The sequence below is a fragment of the Gallaecimonas pentaromativorans genome (genome assembly GCF_003751625.1).
GTDB lineage: Bacteria > Pseudomonadota > Gammaproteobacteria > Enterobacterales > Gallaecimonadaceae > Gallaecimonas > Gallaecimonas pentaromativorans.
In genome coordinates, this window is sequence record NZ_RJUL01000010.1 from 1 (window position 1) to 17,965 (window position 17,965).

Annotated in this window: 18 protein-coding genes; 2 read left to right on the forward strand and 16 right to left on the reverse strand. The window is 56.6% G+C overall.

Annotated features, from left to right (window positions below; translation table 11 throughout):
- Window positions 1–110: 110 nt before the first annotated feature.
- The 5 genes from glnB to EDC28_RS16420 all read right to left on the reverse strand — a co-directional run bounded on the left by glnB (window position 111) and on the right by EDC28_RS16420 (window position 4,868).
- On the reverse strand, window positions 111–449 hold the full coding sequence (gene glnB / locus EDC28_RS16400) for a nitrogen regulatory protein P-II (RefSeq protein ID WP_050659813.1): 339 nt from the start codon (window positions 447–449) through the stop codon (window positions 111–113).
- 64 nt (window positions 450–513) lie between these two features.
- A complete protein-coding gene (locus tag EDC28_RS16405; RefSeq protein ID WP_123422332.1) occupies window positions 514–2,553 on the reverse strand; it encodes a prepilin-type N-terminal cleavage/methylation domain-containing protein in 2,040 nt (679 codons plus the stop codon).
- Entirely contained in the window at window positions 2,550–3,677 is a 1,128-nt protein-coding gene (locus EDC28_RS16410; protein WP_123422333.1) for a pilus assembly PilX family protein, read from the reverse strand. The genes EDC28_RS16405 and EDC28_RS16410 overlap by 4 nt, the downstream gene beginning before the upstream one ends.
- A complete protein-coding gene (locus EDC28_RS16415) occupies window positions 3,664–4,305 on the reverse strand; it encodes a prepilin-type N-terminal cleavage/methylation domain-containing protein (protein ID WP_123422334.1) in 642 nt (213 codons plus the stop codon). Before EDC28_RS16415 ends, EDC28_RS16410 begins: the two co-directional genes overlap by 14 nt.
- Window positions 4,296–4,868 (reverse strand): GspH/FimT family pseudopilin, encoded by a 573-nt coding sequence (locus tag EDC28_RS16420; RefSeq protein ID WP_083445938.1) that lies wholly within the window; start codon window positions 4,866–4,868, stop codon window positions 4,296–4,298. The genes EDC28_RS16415 and EDC28_RS16420 overlap by 10 nt, the downstream gene beginning before the upstream one ends.
- 67 nt (window positions 4,869–4,935) lie before the next feature.
- On the opposite strand from EDC28_RS16420, the gene EDC28_RS16425 reads away from it, so the two are divergent.
- Together EDC28_RS16425 and EDC28_RS16430 are read left to right on the forward strand one after the other, a co-directional pair.
- The gene (locus tag EDC28_RS16425) at window positions 4,936–5,310 is read left to right on the forward strand and encodes a type IV pilin protein (protein ID WP_050659818.1); all 375 of its coding nucleotides are present in this window, start codon (window positions 4,936–4,938) and stop codon (window positions 5,308–5,310) included.
- Window positions 5,311–5,371: 61 nt separating this feature from the next.
- Window positions 5,372–5,905 (forward strand): GspH/FimT family pseudopilin, encoded by a 534-nt coding sequence (locus EDC28_RS16430; RefSeq protein WP_083445945.1) that lies wholly within the window; start codon window positions 5,372–5,374, stop codon window positions 5,903–5,905.
- On the opposite strand, the gene EDC28_RS16435 is transcribed toward EDC28_RS16430, so the two are convergent.
- The 11 genes from EDC28_RS16435 to ribF all read right to left on the reverse strand — a co-directional run bounded on the left by EDC28_RS16435 (window position 5,902) and on the right by ribF (window position 17,897).
- On the reverse strand, window positions 5,902–6,192 hold the full coding sequence (locus EDC28_RS16435) for a TapY2 family type IVa secretion system protein (RefSeq protein ID WP_123422335.1): 291 nt from the start codon (window positions 6,190–6,192) through the stop codon (window positions 5,902–5,904). The genes EDC28_RS16430 and EDC28_RS16435 overlap by 4 nt on opposite strands.
- Entirely contained in the window at window positions 6,179–6,595 is a 417-nt protein-coding gene (locus EDC28_RS16440) for a type IV pilin protein (RefSeq protein WP_123422336.1), read from the reverse strand. Before EDC28_RS16440 ends, EDC28_RS16435 begins: the two co-directional genes overlap by 14 nt.
- Window positions 6,595–10,101, reverse strand: coding sequence for a pilus assembly protein (locus tag EDC28_RS16445; protein WP_123422337.1), 3,507 nt, complete (start codon window positions 10,099–10,101; stop codon window positions 6,595–6,597). Before EDC28_RS16445 ends, EDC28_RS16440 begins: the two co-directional genes overlap by 1 nt.
- A 3-nt stretch (window positions 10,102–10,104) precedes the next feature.
- Entirely contained in the window at window positions 10,105–10,563 is a 459-nt protein-coding gene (locus EDC28_RS16450) for a PilX N-terminal domain-containing pilus assembly protein (protein ID WP_050659823.1), read from the reverse strand.
- 8 nt (window positions 10,564–10,571) lie between these two features.
- Window positions 10,572–11,594, reverse strand: a complete 1,023-nt coding sequence (locus tag EDC28_RS16455; RefSeq protein ID WP_123422338.1) for a PilW family protein — start codon at window positions 11,592–11,594, stop codon at window positions 10,572–10,574.
- Window positions 11,594–12,133: a type IV pilus modification protein PilV gene (pilV, locus tag EDC28_RS16460; RefSeq protein ID WP_170164157.1), complete on the reverse strand. Its 540-nt coding sequence runs from the start codon at window positions 12,131–12,133 to the stop codon at window positions 11,594–11,596. Before pilV ends, EDC28_RS16455 begins: the two co-directional genes overlap by 1 nt.
- A 131-nt stretch (window positions 12,134–12,264) precedes the next feature.
- Complete coding sequence (gene ispH, locus EDC28_RS16465; RefSeq protein WP_050659826.1) at window positions 12,265–13,194, reverse strand: 4-hydroxy-3-methylbut-2-enyl diphosphate reductase; 930 nt, start codon at window positions 13,192–13,194, stop codon at window positions 12,265–12,267.
- On the reverse strand, window positions 13,194–13,628 hold the full coding sequence (fkpB, locus tag EDC28_RS16470; protein ID WP_050659827.1) for an FKBP-type peptidyl-prolyl cis-trans isomerase: 435 nt from the start codon (window positions 13,626–13,628) through the stop codon (window positions 13,194–13,196). Before fkpB ends, ispH begins: the two co-directional genes overlap by 1 nt.
- Window positions 13,625–14,104: a signal peptidase II gene (gene lspA, locus EDC28_RS16475; protein WP_050659828.1), complete on the reverse strand. Its 480-nt coding sequence runs from the start codon at window positions 14,102–14,104 to the stop codon at window positions 13,625–13,627. The genes fkpB and lspA overlap by 4 nt, the downstream gene beginning before the upstream one ends.
- Complete coding sequence (ileS, locus tag EDC28_RS16480) at window positions 14,101–16,944, reverse strand: isoleucine--tRNA ligase (protein ID WP_123422415.1); 2,844 nt, start codon at window positions 16,942–16,944, stop codon at window positions 14,101–14,103. The genes lspA and ileS overlap by 4 nt, the downstream gene beginning before the upstream one ends.
- Before the next feature lie 8 nt (window positions 16,945–16,952).
- Entirely contained in the window at window positions 16,953–17,897 is a 945-nt protein-coding gene (gene ribF / locus EDC28_RS16485) for a bifunctional riboflavin kinase/FAD synthetase (RefSeq protein WP_050659829.1), read from the reverse strand.
- Between the last annotated feature and the right edge of the window lie 68 nt (window positions 17,898–17,965).

Below are 17,965 nucleotides of genomic sequence, written 5' to 3' on the forward strand. Positions count from 1 at the left end.
AGACCGGTCATATCCACGCTGCATCCGGCCAAAATACAGCAAGTATCCAGCGAGAAAGAAAAAATGCCAGTCAGCTTAACTGACTGGCATTAGCCTGATGGCCGCTTTTTTTATATCGCTTCTTCGTTCTCTTCGCCGGTTCGGATCCGGATAACCCGAACTACATCAGTCACGAAGATCTTACCGTCACCGATCTTGCCGGTCTGCGCCGTCTGCATGATGGCATCAATGCAGCGCTCAAGCTCATCGTCTTGCACAATAAGCTCCACTTTCACTTTCGGCAGAAAGTCCACCATGTACTCGGCGCCACGATAAAGCTCGGTATGCCCTTTCTGGCGGCCAAAACCCTTTACTTCACAAACCGTCATGCCATTGACGCCCACTTCCGCCAGCGCCTCGCGAACATCGTCCAGTTTGAAAGGCTTGATAATGGCTTCAATTTTTTTCATCGATATACCCGATACCTAAATCGCTTTTAGTCAGCATAACGGCTCTGCAGGCATAGCAACAACATCAGTTGCACTTGTTATTGGCAACCACCTGCGCCGAACACATGGTAACGGTTCCACCGGCCACAATGCCATTGGCATCGGCCTGGGTAGCGATGTTTAAAGGCACGCTGGTCGGTTTGAAGGTAAAGCCGGTGTAGCTGAAGTTAAGCTGGCCCACCCAACTGCTACTAAAACCGGTGCAGCTGTATGCAGGCTTGGCGTTGTTGCCGCCAGCGCTCACCACCGAACATTGAATGTCCGGATCCGCCGCGCCAGTAGCACTGTTGGTTGCCACAATGGTGGCGGCCTCGGGAATGCTGTTGTCGCAATCAGTGGTGGCGTTACCGCTGCTTTTCATCACTCTGCACACCAAACTGCCTTTGACGGCGCTGGAAGCGCCGGATAGCGAGACTACCAGACTGTCTTCAAGATATTGAGTGGCATCAGTTACATCGGTCGGCAAAGAGCCGGTAATGCCAGTGTTACCCTTCCTGGCCCTCACCGCAACGCTGCCGTTGGAGCTGTTGGCAACAGTCAGAGCACCGCGGCTATAGGTGCCGTAGTAATCGGAGCCAGGGTCGGAATCCACCGACTGAATGCTTTCATTGGTAACCGACAATCCGCTGCCGGAGGGTATCTTCCAATCCGCCAGCAATGTCAGGTTCACGTCGTAAAATGGCACCAGTGACGGCCAGTCGCTGTCGCTACCATTGATTATTGAGCTCAGGTAAGAGATATCTTGCGCGTCCAGGTAATCCACATAAATCCCCCTGGCCATCAGTTGCGTTACCCCGGAGCCACTGATAAGAAGCCCATCGGGCGAAACCGTGTCTCGCAGGCTATTTCTGTCAGCAGTACTGCTACCGGTAATAAAATCCTTAACCTTGGCGAGCACATAGGTCTGGTAAGACGTTTGATTGGCGGCACTTTCCAACCAATCTTTACGCATCATTACCAAGTCAATCAGACGCCAGTCCTGGGTAACGCGGTAAAGGCCATCCACCCGCAGCAAACGGCAGGCTTCCAGGTATTTACCACTGGTTGCCAAGGCAAAATCTGAGCCACTGAAGGTCGAAGCGTTGAAGGTGTTATAGCTGGTGGTGTTAAAGCGGTAATGGGAATGGGGGGGAGTCCGGTCTGGATCAAAGCCTGGATAGCTGCCACTGGCAGCATCGAAGTGGTTGGCGCAGCACACGGTGCAATAACTGGATGCGTTGTTGGTAGAGGGTGTGCCAGAGCTTTTGCTCAGCAGCGTACCGTCTTCCACTATCACTTGGTGTTCGTTGACACTGCCGTCGCTGTTGAGGTCAGGTTTGGAGCGAAACGGCGTGTAGGCCAGGGCCGTGCTGCCCAGCAATGAACACTCGCAGTTAATAGTGGCAAAGTCTTCTCGTATCAGCGTGGTGCTGTTCGGTTTGTAAGTCACGGTATCGAACTTGACCAGAGTGCTGTTGCCCTGCTTGATGACCTCCGGCAAGGGTTTGCTGGTTTCTCGCTTGTTGCCCTGGCCAGCGGTATTAAGGTTCAGGGCGATAACATCGGGTGCTTGCCCAGGTGTGTAAGTAACCTGAGGGCCGGCCGAGCTGGGGGTTGGGTCCAGCGATTGCTTTTTCTCTGCGGTAGAGCTGGCAGATAGGGATGAATTGAGGGCTACCGATTCAGTGCCATCGACATTGCTCCAACTGACGTTTATGGCTACCAGTTTTTGGTCGGATGACACGGCGCCATTGGGCATCACAGTAGACCAGCTGTTGGTGCTCTTATCGTAGTAAAGATCGGTAATGCCCCAAGTGCGACTGTAGTTTTGTCCGCCAACCGCCACCGTGTCATTGCCACTGACAATATCCACATAGTTGGCGGTACCCGACACCACATCGTCAAAACGCCGGAAGTCTTCCAATTTCGACTTGGCCAGCTCCATGGCCACACTGCGATTCATGTTTTCACTGCTGCTGCGCAAGAAGGTCTTTTGCAATACCACCAGGCCGGTGACGCCGATACCAATGACCGCAATGGCCACCATCACTTCTATAAGCCCAAAACCGCGATTACGCCCGTTCATTGCCAGTCTCTCCAGCTGCCGGGCAGGCGCCAAACCCGTTGGAAGGCACTGCCGGTTTTAATATTGCCCAGTGCCAGTTCGTCAAAACGGACACCAAAGGTACCTGAGGAAATGTCTACGTCGTGGTTGGCGAGCAAAGCACCGTTCATTTCAGCGGTGCCGTTGGCCTTCAAGCTAGTGCTGACGCTGGGGTCGGTATGAAAGCTGAAAATCACCCCGTAGTAATTTTTGTTGGCGTTGAGTGTCAAATCGCCGTCCACCACTAGGATCAGCGCAGGGTTGGTTTGCGAACCGATATTCACTTTAAGATCGCAATCGCCCTCGACCACGATAAGCCCTGTTTCGCTGCCGGTTAGGCTGCTGCAACTGGTCAGGAGGTAAGAAGCATCGCTTTTCACATCCTGCCAATTAGAGCTGCTGTAACCGAACACGTAGGCAAACAAATCGCTGGGGAAGCTGGGGTCGTTATCGACGATATCGATACCGGGATTATTCTTGGAGGAATAGATGGCCGAGGTGCAATCCCCGCCATTCCACTCCTGCTGGCCACAGGTTTTAACGCTGCCGCTTAAATCCACCGGTTCTTTCATCCAAATGGACACCGGCACGCCACGGCCGCTGCCATTGGGGTTGGCAGCCACGCTAAAAGAGCCGCCAACCGTCATGTTGCCCCCCACTGTCAGCGGCGACGTTGGCCCTACGGTGACGATGGGGGTGACGACCACCGTCTCAAGATGGGTCTCGGTGGTGGAATTGTCCTGAGAGTTGCCGCTAGCCGTAAGGCGGGCGATGGGGTAAATCACGCTTTCCCCCGAAGTGCTGGTGAACGCGACCGAATCTTCCACCGAGGTTACCGAGAAGGTCGTCTGCGCGCCCGAAACGTTGGCGTTGGTCAGGGTAAAACCAAGCGCCCCAACTGTTGCGTCTTTGCGTAGCCTGGCAAGAGCGTATTCCAGGCCACTTTCAGCCGCTTCAAAGGCCTGCTCATGGCGAATTTCGTTAAGCAGAATACGGTTCTCGGTCACCTTGTTGCGGGCGGTAAACACCGCAACCCCAACCGCCATCACCATGATGATGAGGGTGATGGTTAAGGTCACAAAGCCGCGAGAATTAGATGTCGTCATTGCGCAGCCTCACTTCCTGGCTGATGGTCATCTTCAGCTCTGGGGTTCTGCCGTTGTAGCCACTAATGGAGACCAGCACCGAGCGGATACCGGTACCAGTGGCGCCGGACTGATAAGTGAAGGTGAGCGCATTAACCGTGAGGTCGTCAGGCAGGGCCATGGCCTCTTTGGTATTGACGGCGCTGCACCCCGGCGCACCGTTCCAACTGGTGACAAAGTGCACCATCTGATTGTTAAATAGATAGCCCCTTACCTCGTCTTTGTTGACGTCCAAGGTGCCGTTGTCATTGCTGTCCATCCGCGCCACCACGCAGCTGCTGGTGATGTCTCGGCTGGCTTTAAAGGCAAAGGGACAGTTGGTTTCGTAGTCGCTGGTGCAGGCTACTTTCCCAAAGGTATCAGTGGCATTGGCGGTATAGCCAGCACGGCGCAGATCAGAGGTGATCATGTTGGCGACGATGTTCAGATCGCTACGCAGTACCGTCATCCGCGCCGAGATGGAACTGGCTCCCACGGTAGCCGAGAAAAGGGTTGTCGCCGCCAAGATGACCACCAGTCCCATGGACATGGCAACCATCAACTCGACCAGCGTCATACCGGTTTGCCGCATTCTTGAAGTCAGGGGCATGAGGAGCAGCTCCCGATGTTGTCGACGATGGCAATCTTGCCGAAGGAAGAGATAGTGATGCAGCGGCCCTGGCTGGCGTCGTCATCCTCGACGACACAAATGTTGCCCGCTTCCGCGCCGCGATTGCGGGCGTTGAGCACAAAGAGGTTATCCGAAGGGCTGGCGTAGACTTTTACGCCTTTGAGATCTGGCGGCAGCACAGCCCGTGCCGTGCTGCCGTCCAATGTGCATTGGCCAGAGCTGACCGCATTGCCGAGAAAAAAAGCGCAGTCACAATCATCGCCATCGGTGATGCTGGCACTGGTTACCCCGGCACACCAAGGGGCATCGGCGGAGGTGGAATGTGCCGACAGGAAAAAGCGCAGATCTTTATTAAGCCGGATCGCCTCACTTTTACCCAGCAGCAATTGTGTTCTCAAGGTTTCGGCCGCCTGTGCCAGTTGCCTCTGTTTAATAACGGACTTAAAGGAAGGCACGGCAATACTGGCCAGGATCCCTAGCAACACAATGGTGATAAGCAATTCAAGCAAGGTAAATCCCGGTTGTCTGTCAGCGTGTTTCACCGCTCGTCTCCCGGTTGTGACCTATAGTTTTTTCACAGAGTATAGTCGAGCCTTTAAGGGACAACTGATGAAGAGAATGCTGGGTGTGACATTGTTGGAATTGATGATCGTCATCGCGATTTTGGCCATCTTGGCAGGTATCGCCTACCCCAGTTATCAGCGTTATGTTCTTGAAGCCAACCGCACCGATATCGAAGGCGAATTACTCAAATTGCAGTTGTCTCAGGAGAGCTATCGGGTGAAAAACAACGCCTTTGCTACCCTGGCGCAATTAGGCGGCCTAACCAGCAAGCACTACACCGTTACCGTATCCAATGTGGGGGTTTCCACCTATACCTTGCAGGCGGTGGCCACGGGCAGCCAGCAAGCTGACACCAACTGCACCACCCTGACCGTCGACCAAAGCGACAATCGTCTGCCCGCCAGCTGTTGGAAAAACTAGGCGCGTGAGGGCCACCTTTTGTTAACATGAAGCTGCCAATACAGATAATCAGAGGCACTTCATGAGGGAAAGAGGATTCACGCTTGTCGAGCTGATGGTAACGCTGGTGGTAGCCGGTATTCTGGTCACCATCAGTTACCCGTCACTCAGCCGCTTTTTCAGGGACAACCAACTGGGTTCCGACGCCAGCCAACTGCAATCGATGCTGGTCACGGCCCGCCATCACGCCCTTAACTACCAGATGCCGGTCATTGTTTGCCCGTTGGTCAATGGCGCCTGTTCCAACAATTGGAGTGGTGAGCTGAGTGCCTTTGTCGACAGTGACGGCAATGGCAGTAAAGGGAATGATGAAGAGGTATTGCTGACACTGGAAGCGGTGAGCTACCAGCGGGTGTATGCCCAAACCAGCATCCGCTTCGGGGCCGATGGCATGCTGACGACCAACGCCGGCACCATCCGTATTTGCGAAGGGGACGACAGCGGCCTTTACAACGGGGTTATCGTAACCAAGACCGGGCGCAGCCGGGTTGCCGAGGACGACGACCACAACGGTAAACGCGACGACCTCAACGGCAACCCCATCTCCTGCACTTAAAAGACCTGCTCTTTTTCCTGCTTGCGTGCCGCATTGGAAGAAAAGCTTTGGCTGGCTTCAACGCATTCGTGCACTTTGCTCACCATGGGTGAGCCAGCCATATGAAGCTTGGTGTAAGGCAACGAAAAGGCCAAGGACTTGGCCTTGGTTTTGCTGAGTACAAAGTGAGCCACAAAAGGGGTTTTGCCATTTAGCTCGACAAAACATTTGTACTCGACGTTTTCTTCAGCCCGGGCAGAACCTGCCAAACCCGCCACCAGCAACAACGCCCATTTACCAACACCCATTTGAACCTCCATTGCTGCTGTTCTTCGCCGCTTTCTTGCCGGTTTCATCGACGGTCATCACGGCGCAATCAGGATCTTTCCCGGATTGGTCAGAAGAGGCCGTCGCGGTCAGGGTCAGGCTATCGGTGGCACCATTGGCAGAGATGGTAAAGGCCCCTTTGGCCACCGTATAGGTACTGCCACTGGCGCCGAGCTTGGTGAGATCGCTGACATAGGTGCGGTGATCAATGCGGTACTGCTCTTCCAAGCTGGCCAGGCGCATCAGCTCGGTCTGAGCCTCGGCGCGGCGCGACTTGGCCAGGTAATTGATATAACTGGGATAAGCGATGGCCGAGATGATCCCCACCACCACCACCGCTATCATCAATTCCATCAGGGTGAAGCCTTTTGCCCTGCTGCTCATCACTTCTCACCCACGTAGTAATAGATCCGGTCGGCGTCCATGGACATGTTAACCGGCAGGGTCGGTTTGGTTTCGCCAGTACCGTCGCCGGTGTCTACCCGTCCGATACCGAAGATGCGGATAACACTGTCGCCGTTGGCATTTTCACCGGCGTGGATAACCGGGGTATCGGGCAGCTTGCCTGGTATCTCCACCACGCCCCAGTTGTAGGCGTTAAAGGCGTGGTGCAGATCCAGCGCATACAAGCGGCCCATACCTTCGGCAAGACAGCTCTCGGAACTGTCTGTCACCGACGCAGGCGGCGTGTAGGTAGTAAAGTAGGCCACGCCGTTAACCACGATCGGGGTCGACAGTGACTTCTCACCGGTATGGCTCAAGGTCAAATACCAACCGTTAGCATTGCCCAGGGCCAGTTCTTGGGTCTGCAACTCGGTGTCACTCAAGTTGTTGCTAAAGGGCTGGCTGGACATGTCATAGAGATTACTGATGGTCAGCGCCGTCGGGGTGTTACTGGTCGTTACCGAGCGGGTCACGATATTGGTATCACGAAGCGCAAATAGCTCGTCTGTTACATCAGTACCCATAGGGTCGGGCCTTTTACCCGAACCGATAACCACCGCATCGTAAGGCAGCACCTGGGTTGTCACTACTTGCTGCTCTTGGCCTACGGCATCGGTGTAACTGGTGGTCACCGTCTGGGTGTATTGGGTTTGCACTATGGTGGGCGCCTGGTAAAGGCGCCTATCGGTGCTGCCGCTGCCCCCCAGGCTGGCAAACTTGTATACCGTCCAGGGTTTACTGGTACTAAAGGGCGACGCCGAAGGCATATCCACTCGCCAGACATTACCGGCTACGTCGCTGGCGTAGAGGCGGTCAACCAGACCGTCGCCATCGCTGTCGAGGGTAGCAATTTTGTTAGGAATGGAGGCCGGGAATGCCACGTGCAGGTTAGTGCCACTGGTATCGGCCGGGGTTGCGCTCCACACCAGTGAGCCGGTTTGGGCATCAATAATGTAGATGCCTCGACCCTTGGTAGCGGTGGTTGGGTCACCGCTGTCGCTCACCGAATCGTAACCTGCGCCTACTATGACCACCGGGCCAGTATGCCCGGGGATTTTGGTAATAACCGGGGTCGACCAGGTGTCACCCAACTCACCAAAACCCGGGGTCTGGTTATCAATACGCCACAGCAGCGAGGGGCTGTCAGGGGTGCTGATATCCAATCCATAGTAAGCATTACCGCCACGGCGCTGGCCGATATAGGCCCAAACCTTATCGCCATCAGCCGGCTCTATGACGCCGTCATCATCTTTGTCATAGACATAGGCAGAAGGTGAGCCGTCCATAGAGTAAATCTTGCCGGTGTCTTCGCTGTTTACGCGCAGCGGATAAGCTTTGGAGAGTTCTTGATAAGGGAAGAAGGCCCAGCTTTCACTGGCGGTATTGCCTTCATCCTTGAACATGTGAACCGCCCCTTGGTTGGTACCCACCAGCAGGCGAACATCGCTGGTGTTGTTGGCACCGCCATAGTTAATGGCCAGTGGCTTGGAGTGTAGTGGGTCACCCAGGATCACATTGCGGATATCGGTGGTACTGCCATTGCCGTTGTCATCGTCTACGTCATAGCCGTAAAGCCAGTCGAGGGTGCTCTGAATGTTATCGGCACTGGTATCCATCACCGCCGCCAGCGCACTTTCGCCGCCGGCAATGTTTTGCAGGTTGCTCTTGGTCAAGGCCACCAGGCCGCTACTGCCATTGGTCAGCAAGTGGCGGCCTCCATTTGCGGCTTGGGCAACCAATTGCTCGTTGATACCGCCAGATTCGGTTTTATTACCGTCCTTATCGGAGCTCCAATAAGTTGTGGCGTTTTCGTCAATATCACCCGATGCGGTGATAGCCGACAGACCGTTCACGTCCTCGATGTCGTCATCGTTGGTCACATGCAACTTCTTGATGTTACCCAGCCAATGAGGGCCCGCCGACGGCAGGAACATGGCGTAATACACCGAGTCGAGGGAACGGGTACGGTCAAAGTTGTTGGCCGCAATAGAAGGTGAGGTAAAAGCGGCCGATTTGGTCGACACTTCTGCCACCACCTTTTGCAAGGCGCCGCTAAGCTCAGAGGCTTTTTTGGCAGAGAAATACTTGCCGCCGCCTCTGGCCGCCGCTTCGGTCAAGATAGGCTCGGCATCGTCACCGTCATCCAGGGCAAAACCGATGGTATAGAAATCGACGCTCTGCTTACCGGCAAGGGAGCTGTTGAGATCGTTGTCATGCATCCAGCCAGCCAGGGCCGGCAACCAAGTGGTAGTACGGTTTGCCGTATAAGAGCTGCCGATGTTCTCAAGGTGGCTAACCGCATAGTTGGCATCAGAATCCGAGGTGGGCTCACCATCGGTTATCATCACCACATAAATCTTTTCCTGGCAGCTACCGAAGGGTGAGGCATAAACCCCGTGGCCATTTTCGGCACTGGTATCACGCCTTGGCGTCATAGTGCCACCATCGTATCCGTAGTAAACGCTTTGGCCACTTAAGTAGCGCATCACCTCGTAAGTGGTTTCGCAAAGGGGGGTGTTGGTGTCGGCGCCAAGACCTTCGACGATGGCGTCAAAATCGCTCATGTCGGTGCGCGGCTTCAGCGCCTGAACTACCCGGCCACCGGAGGTATCTGAGCTGGTATTGCGGTTAAACACCACCAAGCCAAAGTTCACGCCAGGGGCAGTGGCAATAATGTCTTTAACCGCCTCTTTGGCCACTTCCAGCCGCGACTTGGGCCCGCTTAACCAACCCGCCTCAATTTGTGCCAGATAGCGCAGGTAGTTGGCAGTAAAGAGGGTAAAGCCGTTGCGGTTACGGTAGAAGTTCCAAAAATCGCTGTCACCGGCATACACGTTGTTGCCATAGAGCCAGTAATTGCTGGTGTAGGGATTGCCATTTTTGCTGGGGTTATATCGGGGCCAGCCGTCGGAATAGCCGTCGGCATTGGTGTCATCGTTATTCATGAAGTCATCAAGACAGTCCACCACCGGCTTATTACCGAGACCGGAGTTGTCCGGCAGCGGCAGCCATTGGCCGGATTGGCCCTGGTACTTGATGTACTTGACCACCCCAGAATACCGCCCCTCTTTGGCGAGCGGCGCCAAACTGGCGGCGCAGCCGTTCTCTATTTTATTAAATCGGCGTTTTTTACCGTCAAAGTCAGCCAAATCCGGCGCTTCAAGGTTATCGCTTACCTCCCCGTTGGGCAGGTAATAGATGATGTCATCTTGGTATTGGTGCGCCGAGTCTACCGGATCGTAATGGGTATCCGGGTCGTACGTATCGAAAGCGCTTTCCAGTTGGGTGGCCATGGAGCCGGAGTTATCGAAGATGACCAACAGCTGCGGCCGGTAATTACTCTGGCCGCCGTTACGCAGCACGTAAAGGTCGATATCTTCTGCCGGCGCCTTGGGCGCGGCCAGCAGGGTTAACAGGAAAGCAGCAAGCAAGGATGTTTTTTTCATTTTTTAGCTTCCTGTGGGAGAGATAAGAGGCTGCGAAACACCGTTTACCACTTCGAGCTGACCCAACTGGTGGCGCCCAAAGGTAATGTCGGCCGAGTCGGTAAAGTGGCGGCAGATAAAGACATCGGAGCTGCTACCGTTTCGGCTGCGAGGGCAGCTGGACTCTTGTTTGAACTCGACCGTGGCCTGGCGAGCATTGCCGCTGCTGTCAGTCAAGCTGGTATCGACCTGGTGCGGGTAGGCCGTTAAGTCTTGCAAAAACGCTCTGGAGGTATTGGCATTTTTCATTACATCCCCCAACACCCCGTTGCCGGCCTGCAGGGCGTCGGTTCTGTCACTGACAGCCCCGGCCATCTTGGCATCCATGGCGCTGTTAGACAGCAGCGCCACCCCGAGAATGGTGATGATCAACAAGAAGATCAGCGCCACAAAAAGTACCAAACCGGATTGCTGGTTTCGCATAGGCACCTCTAAAGACCGACTTGCAGGTATTGAGGGTTAGGCAAGGTCACCGTGGTCTGCAACAGCAGCCGCCGGAAATGATCGCCCGGGGTATAAGCGGCTTGATCGCCAAGGGTGTAACTGACTGCCGAGGTGTAGTTGCTGTCCTCGCGCACGGTACGTACCAGCACATAAATGCGCGCCGAGACCACCCGTTGGCCATCAGAACCTATCCAGTCGGCGTCGGTCACGTTGTCGGCGCTGGCGTAGAAGTTGGGCATGGCATCGTCATCGGTGTCGATGCCGTAGAGGATGTGAAAACGCTCTACCCCTTCAACCAGGGTTTCATCGGCCATGCAAGGCGCCACGCCCGGTGAGCAGTCGCTGGCACTGGCACTGAGAAAGCGCCTTTTCAGCACCGGCACCGTGGTTGTGCCGCGCACCTCATTAGCCAGGTAATAGACGTGGTGCAGATACGGCCAATACTCGCCGTTGGTAATGGGCGGCGCCGCAAAATCGGCCGCCGTGCTACCCAGCCAGAAACGGGCGTTGTTATTGTTGGCCAGCAGATACACCTTGCCGGTCTGCCAGGTAGCAGCGGTGGCCACGGGCCCAGCCAGGCGTTTAACTTGCAGAATATCGGTGCCATTGATGGCAGTGCTACCCAGGCAGGTCATCACGCCGTTGGCGGCAATACCGCCCCAGAGCATCAAAAAGCTGCCGGCAGGGGCCGTGTCCCTAGGCAAAGAGGCATTGTTCACTCCGCCACCCAGGCAGTCACTGCCGCCTTGCACCGTAACGCCGTTAAGCTCGGTGTTGGTGTTGATGATAAGCGGGGTGCCGGTCATCGGCCCCAGCATATTGGCCTGGCGCAAATCTTCACTGATAAGGCGCAGAGCAAAACTGGCGTTTTCCTGAAGTTCCCCCACCTGTTCGGTGGAGCGCACACCTCTTTTTGATGCCACGAACACTGCCGAGATGGCCGCCGCCATCACCAGGCCCAGGGTCATGGCAATCATCAATTCGATAAGAGAAAAACCGCGCTGCTTCATCACCACACCACACTCGTCACTTGTACCTGGCGCCGCCGGGTAGAGGCCGTGCCACAGGTGTTATCAATGGCGCCGTCGGTTGAAGCTTCAGTGCCTTGCCAAGACAGCGTCACGGTGATCATGTTGTTGGCGACCGCCACGCAGCCCACGGCACTTTGCAAAAGGGGAAGGTTGTTGCCGCCTTCGGTGGTGCTGCCCCCCAGCAATTCGCGGTGCCATTGGTATTTGTCCCAAACGGCCAGGGCGGCGCTGTCACAGGTGGATGCCCGGCTGCAGCCGGAAGAGGTGGCAATATTCTGTTGATAGCCCATGGTACCGGCGTAAGCGGCTATGGTGAGCGGATTGCTACGCGCGCGCTCGATATAGTCGTTAGCCAGGTTCATGGCCTGGGTGCGTTCAAGGGCGCCAAAGCTGCCGCGCTTGGCCGCAAGTTGCATGGCCACGGCACCAAGAATGCCGAAACTCAATACAACCAGTGCAACCAGCACTTCCAGCAGTGAAAAACCCTTGGAGCGTTGACGACAGGTTCCCTCAAACACTGTCTTTCTCCTAGCAAGCAAGGTTTATGTTTCTTATATGCGTCGGCTAATTTACCAGCGCTTTAACATCCAGGCAAAAAAATGTCGCCATAAAGGCGACATATCAATAAAGCTAAATTACAATGCCTAGTTCAGCGTAATTCGGCTGGCACCGCAAAGACGATGTTCTCTTCGCGGCCCTGGGTTTCCACCACATCGGCGCCGCCCCAGCTTTTCAGCTTTTCAATAACCTGCTGCACCAAGATCTCCGGCGCTGATGCGCCTGCCGTTACCCCAACCGCTTTAACGCTCTCCAGCCAAGACTGCTCGATATCCTGAGCGGTGTCGATAAGGTAAGCGCGGGCGCCCACCTTCTCGGCCAGTTCACGCAGGCGATTGGAGTTGGAGGAGTTCTTGGCACCCACCACCAGCACCACCTCGGCCTGATGCGCCAGAGCCCGCACCGCATCCTGGCGGTTTTGGGTGGCGTAACAGATATCGTCCTTACGGGGGCCTTCGATTTCAGGCCAGCGTGAACGTAGCGCATCAATCACGTCAGAGGTGTCGTCAACCGACAAGGTGGTCTGGGTGACAAAGCACAGGTTGGCGGGATCTTTTACCGCCAGGGTGGCCACATCGGCGGGGGATTCCACCAGGTAGATCCCCCCATCCGGGCTGTGGTACTGGCCCATGGTGCCTTCCACTTCCGGGTGGCCGGCGTGGCCAATCAGGATGGTCTCCATGCCTTTTTTGGAGGCACGGGCCACTTCCATATGCACCTTGGTTACCAGCGGGCAGGTGGCATCGAACACCCGCAGGCCCCGGCCTTTGGCTTCGTCACGCACCGCCTGGGACACACCGTGGGCACTAAAGATAACGATGGCGTCATCCGGCACCTCAACCAGCTCGTCCACAAACACGGCGCCGCGGTCGCGAAGGCTCCCCACCACGTATTTGTTGTGCACCACTTCATGGCGCACATAGATGGGCGCACCGAACAGTTCCAGCGCCCGCTCAACAATACTGATGGCGCGATCTACCCCGGCACAAAAACCACGGGGGTTGGCGAGGAGCACTTGCATCAGGGGTTAACCTCCAGGATCTCCACCTCGAAGGTCAGGGTCTGCCCTGCCAGGGGGTGGTTGAAATCGACGGTGACCGAATCGCCGGCCACGGCGCGGATGATGCCGGGAATTTCGGCGCCATTGGGCTGTTCGAACAGCATCACGGCGCCCTCTTCCGGCACCTCGTCGGCAAACTTGGTCCGGTCCACATGGTAGACGTTGTCCGGGTTCGGTTCGCCAAAGGCATCTTTGGGTTCCAGCACAAAGCTTTTTTGCTCGCCGGCAGTCAGGCCCAACAGGCAGGTCTCGAAATTCTCGGTCAGGCTGCCGTCACCCATACGGAACTTGGCGGGCTTGCCGCTCATTTTAGTGCTGTCGGCGGCGCTGCCGTCGCTGAGCTTGATGGTGAAGTGCATGATCACTTCACTGCTTGCGGTGATGGAGTTGCTCATTTTGCCTTGTCGTCTTTTTTGAAAGAGGCCAGTACCAGCAATACGGCACCGACACAGATAGCAGAATCCGCTACGTTAAACGCCGGCCAGCTCCATTGGCCCAGGTGGAAGTCGAGAAAATCCACCACAAAACCGTGCACCATGCGGTCGTAAAGGTTGCCCAGGGCTCCGCCGATAATAAGCGCGCTGCCGCCTGCCTGCAGGAAGTCTTTAGCCGGCAGGCGGCGCATCCACACCAGCAGCGCCACGCAGATGGCAATGGCAAGGCCGGTAAAGAACCAGCGCTGCCAGCCGCCGGCATCGCTCAAAAACGAGAAGGCGGCGCCGTAGTTACGCACATACACCAGATTGAAAAAGCCGGTGATGACTTTGCGCTCATAAAGCGCAAAGTTGGCCAGCACCGCGTATTTGGTGGCGAGATCAACGGCGATAACCACCACCGTCAACCACAGCCAGCGAAGGCCACTGGACATCATACGAAGTGACGCTCCTCACCTTCACCGTCCACGTTGCTGACGCAGCGCAGGCAGATGGTGGGGTGGGCGGGGTTTTGGCCCACATCCAGGCGGTAGTGCCAGCAGCGCTCGCATTTTTCGCCTTCGGCTTTTTCCACCAGCACTGCAAAACCGGCCAGCTCGGTGCTTTGCCAGGCGCTATCGTTGCTGCCGGTGTCCAGTTTGGCGCCGGAGGTGAGCAGCGCAAAACGCAGCTCGTCACCCAGGGCGGCCAGGCGCTCTTTAAGCTCGTTGGCGCAATAAAGGGTGACACTGGCATCCAGCGGGCCACCGATAAGGCCGTCTTTACGGGCCAGCTCCAGGGCTTTGTTCACTTCGTCACGCACGGTCAGCAGCTCAAGCCAGAACTCGTCGCCCAGCTTGGCAACATCATCCACACCGGCCAGGCCGTCAAACCATTCGGCGGTAAACACGTACTGGCCGCGCTTGCCGGGCATGGCTTCCCAGATCTCCTGGGCGGTAAAGCTCAGCACCGGCGCCATCCAGCGCACCAGCGCCTCGCAGATGAGGTACAGCGCGCTTTGACAGCTGCGCCGCGCATTGGAGTCGCTCTTGGCGGTGTACTGGCGGTCTTTGATGACATCCAGGTAGAAGCTGCCCAGCTCAATGGAGCAAAAGTGCATCAGCTTTTGATATACCAAGTGGAACTGGTAGTCGTTGTAAGCCTGGGTGATCTCTTCTTGCACCTTAGCGGCGCGGCTGACCATCCAGCGGTCCAGGGCCACCATATCGTCCAGCGCCACCAAGTCGGTCTCGGGGTTAAAGCCGCTCATGTTGGCCAGCAGGAAGCGGCCGGTGTTGCGGATACGGCGATAAGCATCGGCGGCGCGCTTGAGGATTTCGTCAGAGACGGTCATCTCGGCGCTGTAGTTGGTGGAAGCCACCCAAAGGCGCAGGATGTCGGCGCCCAAGGTGTCCATCACCTTCTGGGGTGCAACCACGTTGCCCAGGGATTTAGACATCTTGCGGCCCTGGGCATCCACGGTAAAACCGTGGGTCAGCAGCGCTTTGTAAGGCGCGTGGCCGTCGATGGCAGAGCCGGTCAGCAAGGAAGAGTGGAACCAGCCACGGTGCTGGTCAGAGCCTTCCAGGTACAAATCGGCAATGGGGCCGGTTTGGTGACCCATGGGGTGGGAGCCGCGCAGCACGTGCCAGTGGGTGGTGCCGGAGTCAAACCACACGTCCAGGGTGTCGGAAATTTTCTCGTACTGGTCAGCCTCATCTCCCAGCAGGGTTTTGGGGTCCAGTTGGAACCAGGCTTCGATGCCCTGCTCTTCTACCAACTTGGCCACGTCTTCCATCAGCCCCAGGGTGTTGGGGTGCAGCTCGCCGCTGGCTTTGTGCAGGAAGAACGGAATGGGCACGCCCCAGTTACGCTGGCGCGAGATACACCAGTCTGGGCGGCCGGCAATCATGTTGTGCAGGCGCGGTTTGCCCCAGGCCGGCACAAATTGGGTGTCTTCGATGGCAGCCAGGGCGGTTTCGCGCAGGGTCTTGCCGTCACTACCCTCAATATCCATGCCCATGAACCACTGGGCGGTGGCGCGGTAGATAATTGGGGTCTTGTGGCGCCAGCAGTGCATGTAGCTGTGGGTGATGCGCTTGTGGTCCAGCAGGTTGCCGGATTCTTTGAGCTTCTCGACGATTTTGGGGTTGGCATCCCAGATTTTCAGGCCGCCAAAGAACGGGAGATCGTCAACGTACAGGCCGTCGCCCTGCACCGGGCTCAGGATATCGTCGTTGGTCATGCCCTGGTTTTTGCAGCTGCGAAAGTCGTCTTCGCCGTAGGCAGGGGCAGAGTGGACGATACCGGTACCGGCGTCCATTTCCACGTAGTCGGCGAGGAAAATGGGTGACAGGCGGCTGTAGAAATCGGCCGTGCCATAGAGCGGGTGGCGAAAGGCGATGTGATCGAGCTTTTCACCTTCGGTGGTGGCCAGCACCGTGCCTTCGAGGCCAAAGCGCTTGAGGCAATCTTCAGCCAGTTCGGCGGCCAGCAGCAGAATACGCTCGCCGGTATCGATCAGGGCGTATTGGTGCTCGGGGTGGACGTTAAGGGCTTGGTTGGCCGGGATGGTCCAGGGGGTGGTGGTCCAGATCACCACCGCCGCTGGCTTATCAAGGCGCTCAAGGCCAAAGGCGGCAGCCAGCTTGGCGCTGTCATCAACCGGGAAGGCCACGTCGATGGCGTCAGATTTTTTGTCCTGGTATTCCACTTCGGCTTCGGCGAGGGCCGAGCCACAGTCAAAGCACCAGTTGACAGGTTTGAGGCCCTTGAACACGAAACCGGCTTCGACAATCTTGGCCAGGGCGCGGATTTCGCCGGCTTCGTTGGCAAAGTTCATGGTCAGGTAGGGATTGTCCCAATCGCCAAACACGCCCAGGCGTTTAAAGCCGGCCATCTGGCCTTTGACCTGCTCGGCGGCATAGGCGCGGGACAACTCGCGGGTTTTCTCACCGCCTAGCTGTTTGCCGTGCAGGGTTTCGATTTTGTGCTCGATGGGCAGGCCGTGGCAGTCCCAACCCGGCACATAAGGGGCATCAAAGCCAGCCAAGGTCTTGGACTTGACGATGATGTCCTTGAGAATTTTGTTTACCGAGTGGCCTAGGTGAATGTCACCGTTGGCATAGGGAGGGCCATCGTGAAGGATGAACTGGCTGCGCCCGGCGCGCGCCTCACGGATCGCCTTATAAATGCCAGCAGCCTCCCAGTTTTGCAGCATTTCAGGCTCGCGCTTGGCAAGGTTGCCGCGCATGGGGAAGGCCGTGTCCGGCAAGTTAAGGGTGGCTTTATAATCCATGGTCGGGTTCACTCAAGAGATTGCTTACGATTGGCAAAAAAGGCACGAGCAGCCTGCTCGTCCTTTTCGATTTGGTCGCGCAGCGCATCCAAAGATGCAAAACGCTGCTCGTCACGCAGTTTTTTTCTCAGTACCACTTCCAACTGGCTACCGTAAAGGTCGCCGTCAAAATCCAAAAGGTGGACTTCCAAGGTCGGTACTTTGCCATTAACGGTGGGCTTGACGCCAATATTGGCGATGCCCGGCCAGGCGCTGTCGTCGGCGCCCAGCACGTCTACCGCAAAGACGCCCTTGACCGGGCTGACCTTGCGTTTCAATGGCAGGTTGACGGTGGGAAAACCAATGGTGCGGCCCATCTTGGCGCCGTGATGAACACGGCCGCTGATACTGTAGGGCCGGCCCAACATGGTTTCGGCATCCGCCAGGCGACTGTCTTGCAAGGCTTCGCGGATACGGGTGCTGGAAACCCTGTCATCCACCAGGCAAAAGCTGTCGGTATTGGTCACGGTAAAACCGTGCTGGGCGGCAGCCGCCTCCAGCATGGCAAAATCGCCTTTGCGGCCGTGGCCAAAGCGAAAATCGTCCCCCACCACCAAAAATTGCACCCCCAACCGCTCAACCAGTTGCTGCTGGATAAAGGCCTGGGGTTCAAGGCTGGCAAAATGCGGGGTAAAGGGCTCGACGATGACCCTGTCCATCCCCAGCCGTTCAAGGGCGGCCAGCTTGTCACGCAGCCGCGATAACCGGGCCGGGGCCTTGTCGCCCAAAAACAGCTCCAAGGGCTGGGGTTCGAACAGCATCAAGGTGGCTGGCAGCGACAATTCACGAGCTTTATCAATGAGTTTTTTCAGCACCGCTTGGTGGCCGAGATGCACGCCATCGAAGTTGCCGATGGTCAGCACACAGCCCCGGTGCTGGGGCCGGACGTTATAAAGTCCGCGAATAAGCTCCATGAATACTGCCAGCTTGCCTGAGAAATCGCCCGATTATACCCAAGTGCCCCCGGTGGATCACCCGTCCT

Excerpts from the sequence above, each read along its gene's own strand:
- glnB (WP_050659813.1), bottom strand. The coding sequence starts at position 449 with ATGAAAAAAATTGAAGCCATTATCAAGCCTTTCAAACTGGACGATGTT.
- EDC28_RS16405 (WP_123422332.1), bottom strand. The coding sequence starts at position 2,553 with ATGAACGGGCGTAATCGCGGTTTTGGGCTTATAGAAGTGATGGTGGCC.
- EDC28_RS16410 (WP_123422333.1), bottom strand. The coding sequence starts at position 3,677 with ATGACGACATCTAATTCTCGCGGCTTTGTGACCTTAACCATCACCCTC.
- EDC28_RS16415 (WP_123422334.1), bottom strand. The coding sequence starts at position 4,305 with ATGCCCCTGACTTCAAGAATGCGGCAAACCGGTATGACGCTGGTCGAG.
- EDC28_RS16425 (WP_050659818.1), top strand. The coding sequence starts at position 4,936 with ATGAAGAGAATGCTGGGTGTGACATTGTTGGAATTGATGATCGTCATC.
- EDC28_RS16430 (WP_083445945.1), top strand. The coding sequence starts at position 5,372 with ATGAGGGAAAGAGGATTCACGCTTGTCGAGCTGATGGTAACGCTGGTG.
- EDC28_RS16435 (WP_123422335.1), bottom strand. The coding sequence starts at position 6,192 with ATGGGTGTTGGTAAATGGGCGTTGTTGCTGGTGGCGGGTTTGGCAGGT.
- EDC28_RS16440 (WP_123422336.1), bottom strand. The coding sequence starts at position 6,595 with ATGAGCAGCAGGGCAAAAGGCTTCACCCTGATGGAATTGATGATAGCG.
- EDC28_RS16445 (WP_123422337.1), bottom strand. The coding sequence starts at position 10,101 with ATGAAAAAAACATCCTTGCTTGCTGCTTTCCTGTTAACCCTGCTGGCC.
- EDC28_RS16450 (WP_050659823.1), bottom strand. The coding sequence starts at position 10,563 with ATGCGAAACCAGCAATCCGGTTTGGTACTTTTTGTGGCGCTGATCTTC.
- EDC28_RS16455 (WP_123422338.1), bottom strand. The coding sequence starts at position 11,594 with ATGAAGCAGCGCGGTTTTTCTCTTATCGAATTGATGATTGCCATGACC.
- ispH (WP_050659826.1), bottom strand. The coding sequence starts at position 13,194 with ATGCAAGTGCTCCTCGCCAACCCCCGTGGTTTTTGTGCCGGGGTAGAT.
- fkpB (WP_050659827.1), bottom strand. The coding sequence starts at position 13,628 with ATGAGCAACTCCATCACCGCAAGCAGTGAAGTGATCATGCACTTCACC.
- lspA (WP_050659828.1), bottom strand. The coding sequence starts at position 14,104 with ATGATGTCCAGTGGCCTTCGCTGGCTGTGGTTGACGGTGGTGGTTATC.
- ileS (WP_123422415.1), bottom strand. The coding sequence starts at position 16,944 with ATGGATTATAAAGCCACCCTTAACTTGCCGGACACGGCCTTCCCCATG.
- ribF (WP_050659829.1), bottom strand. The coding sequence starts at position 17,897 with ATGGAGCTTATTCGCGGACTTTATAACGTCCGGCCCCAGCACCGGGGC.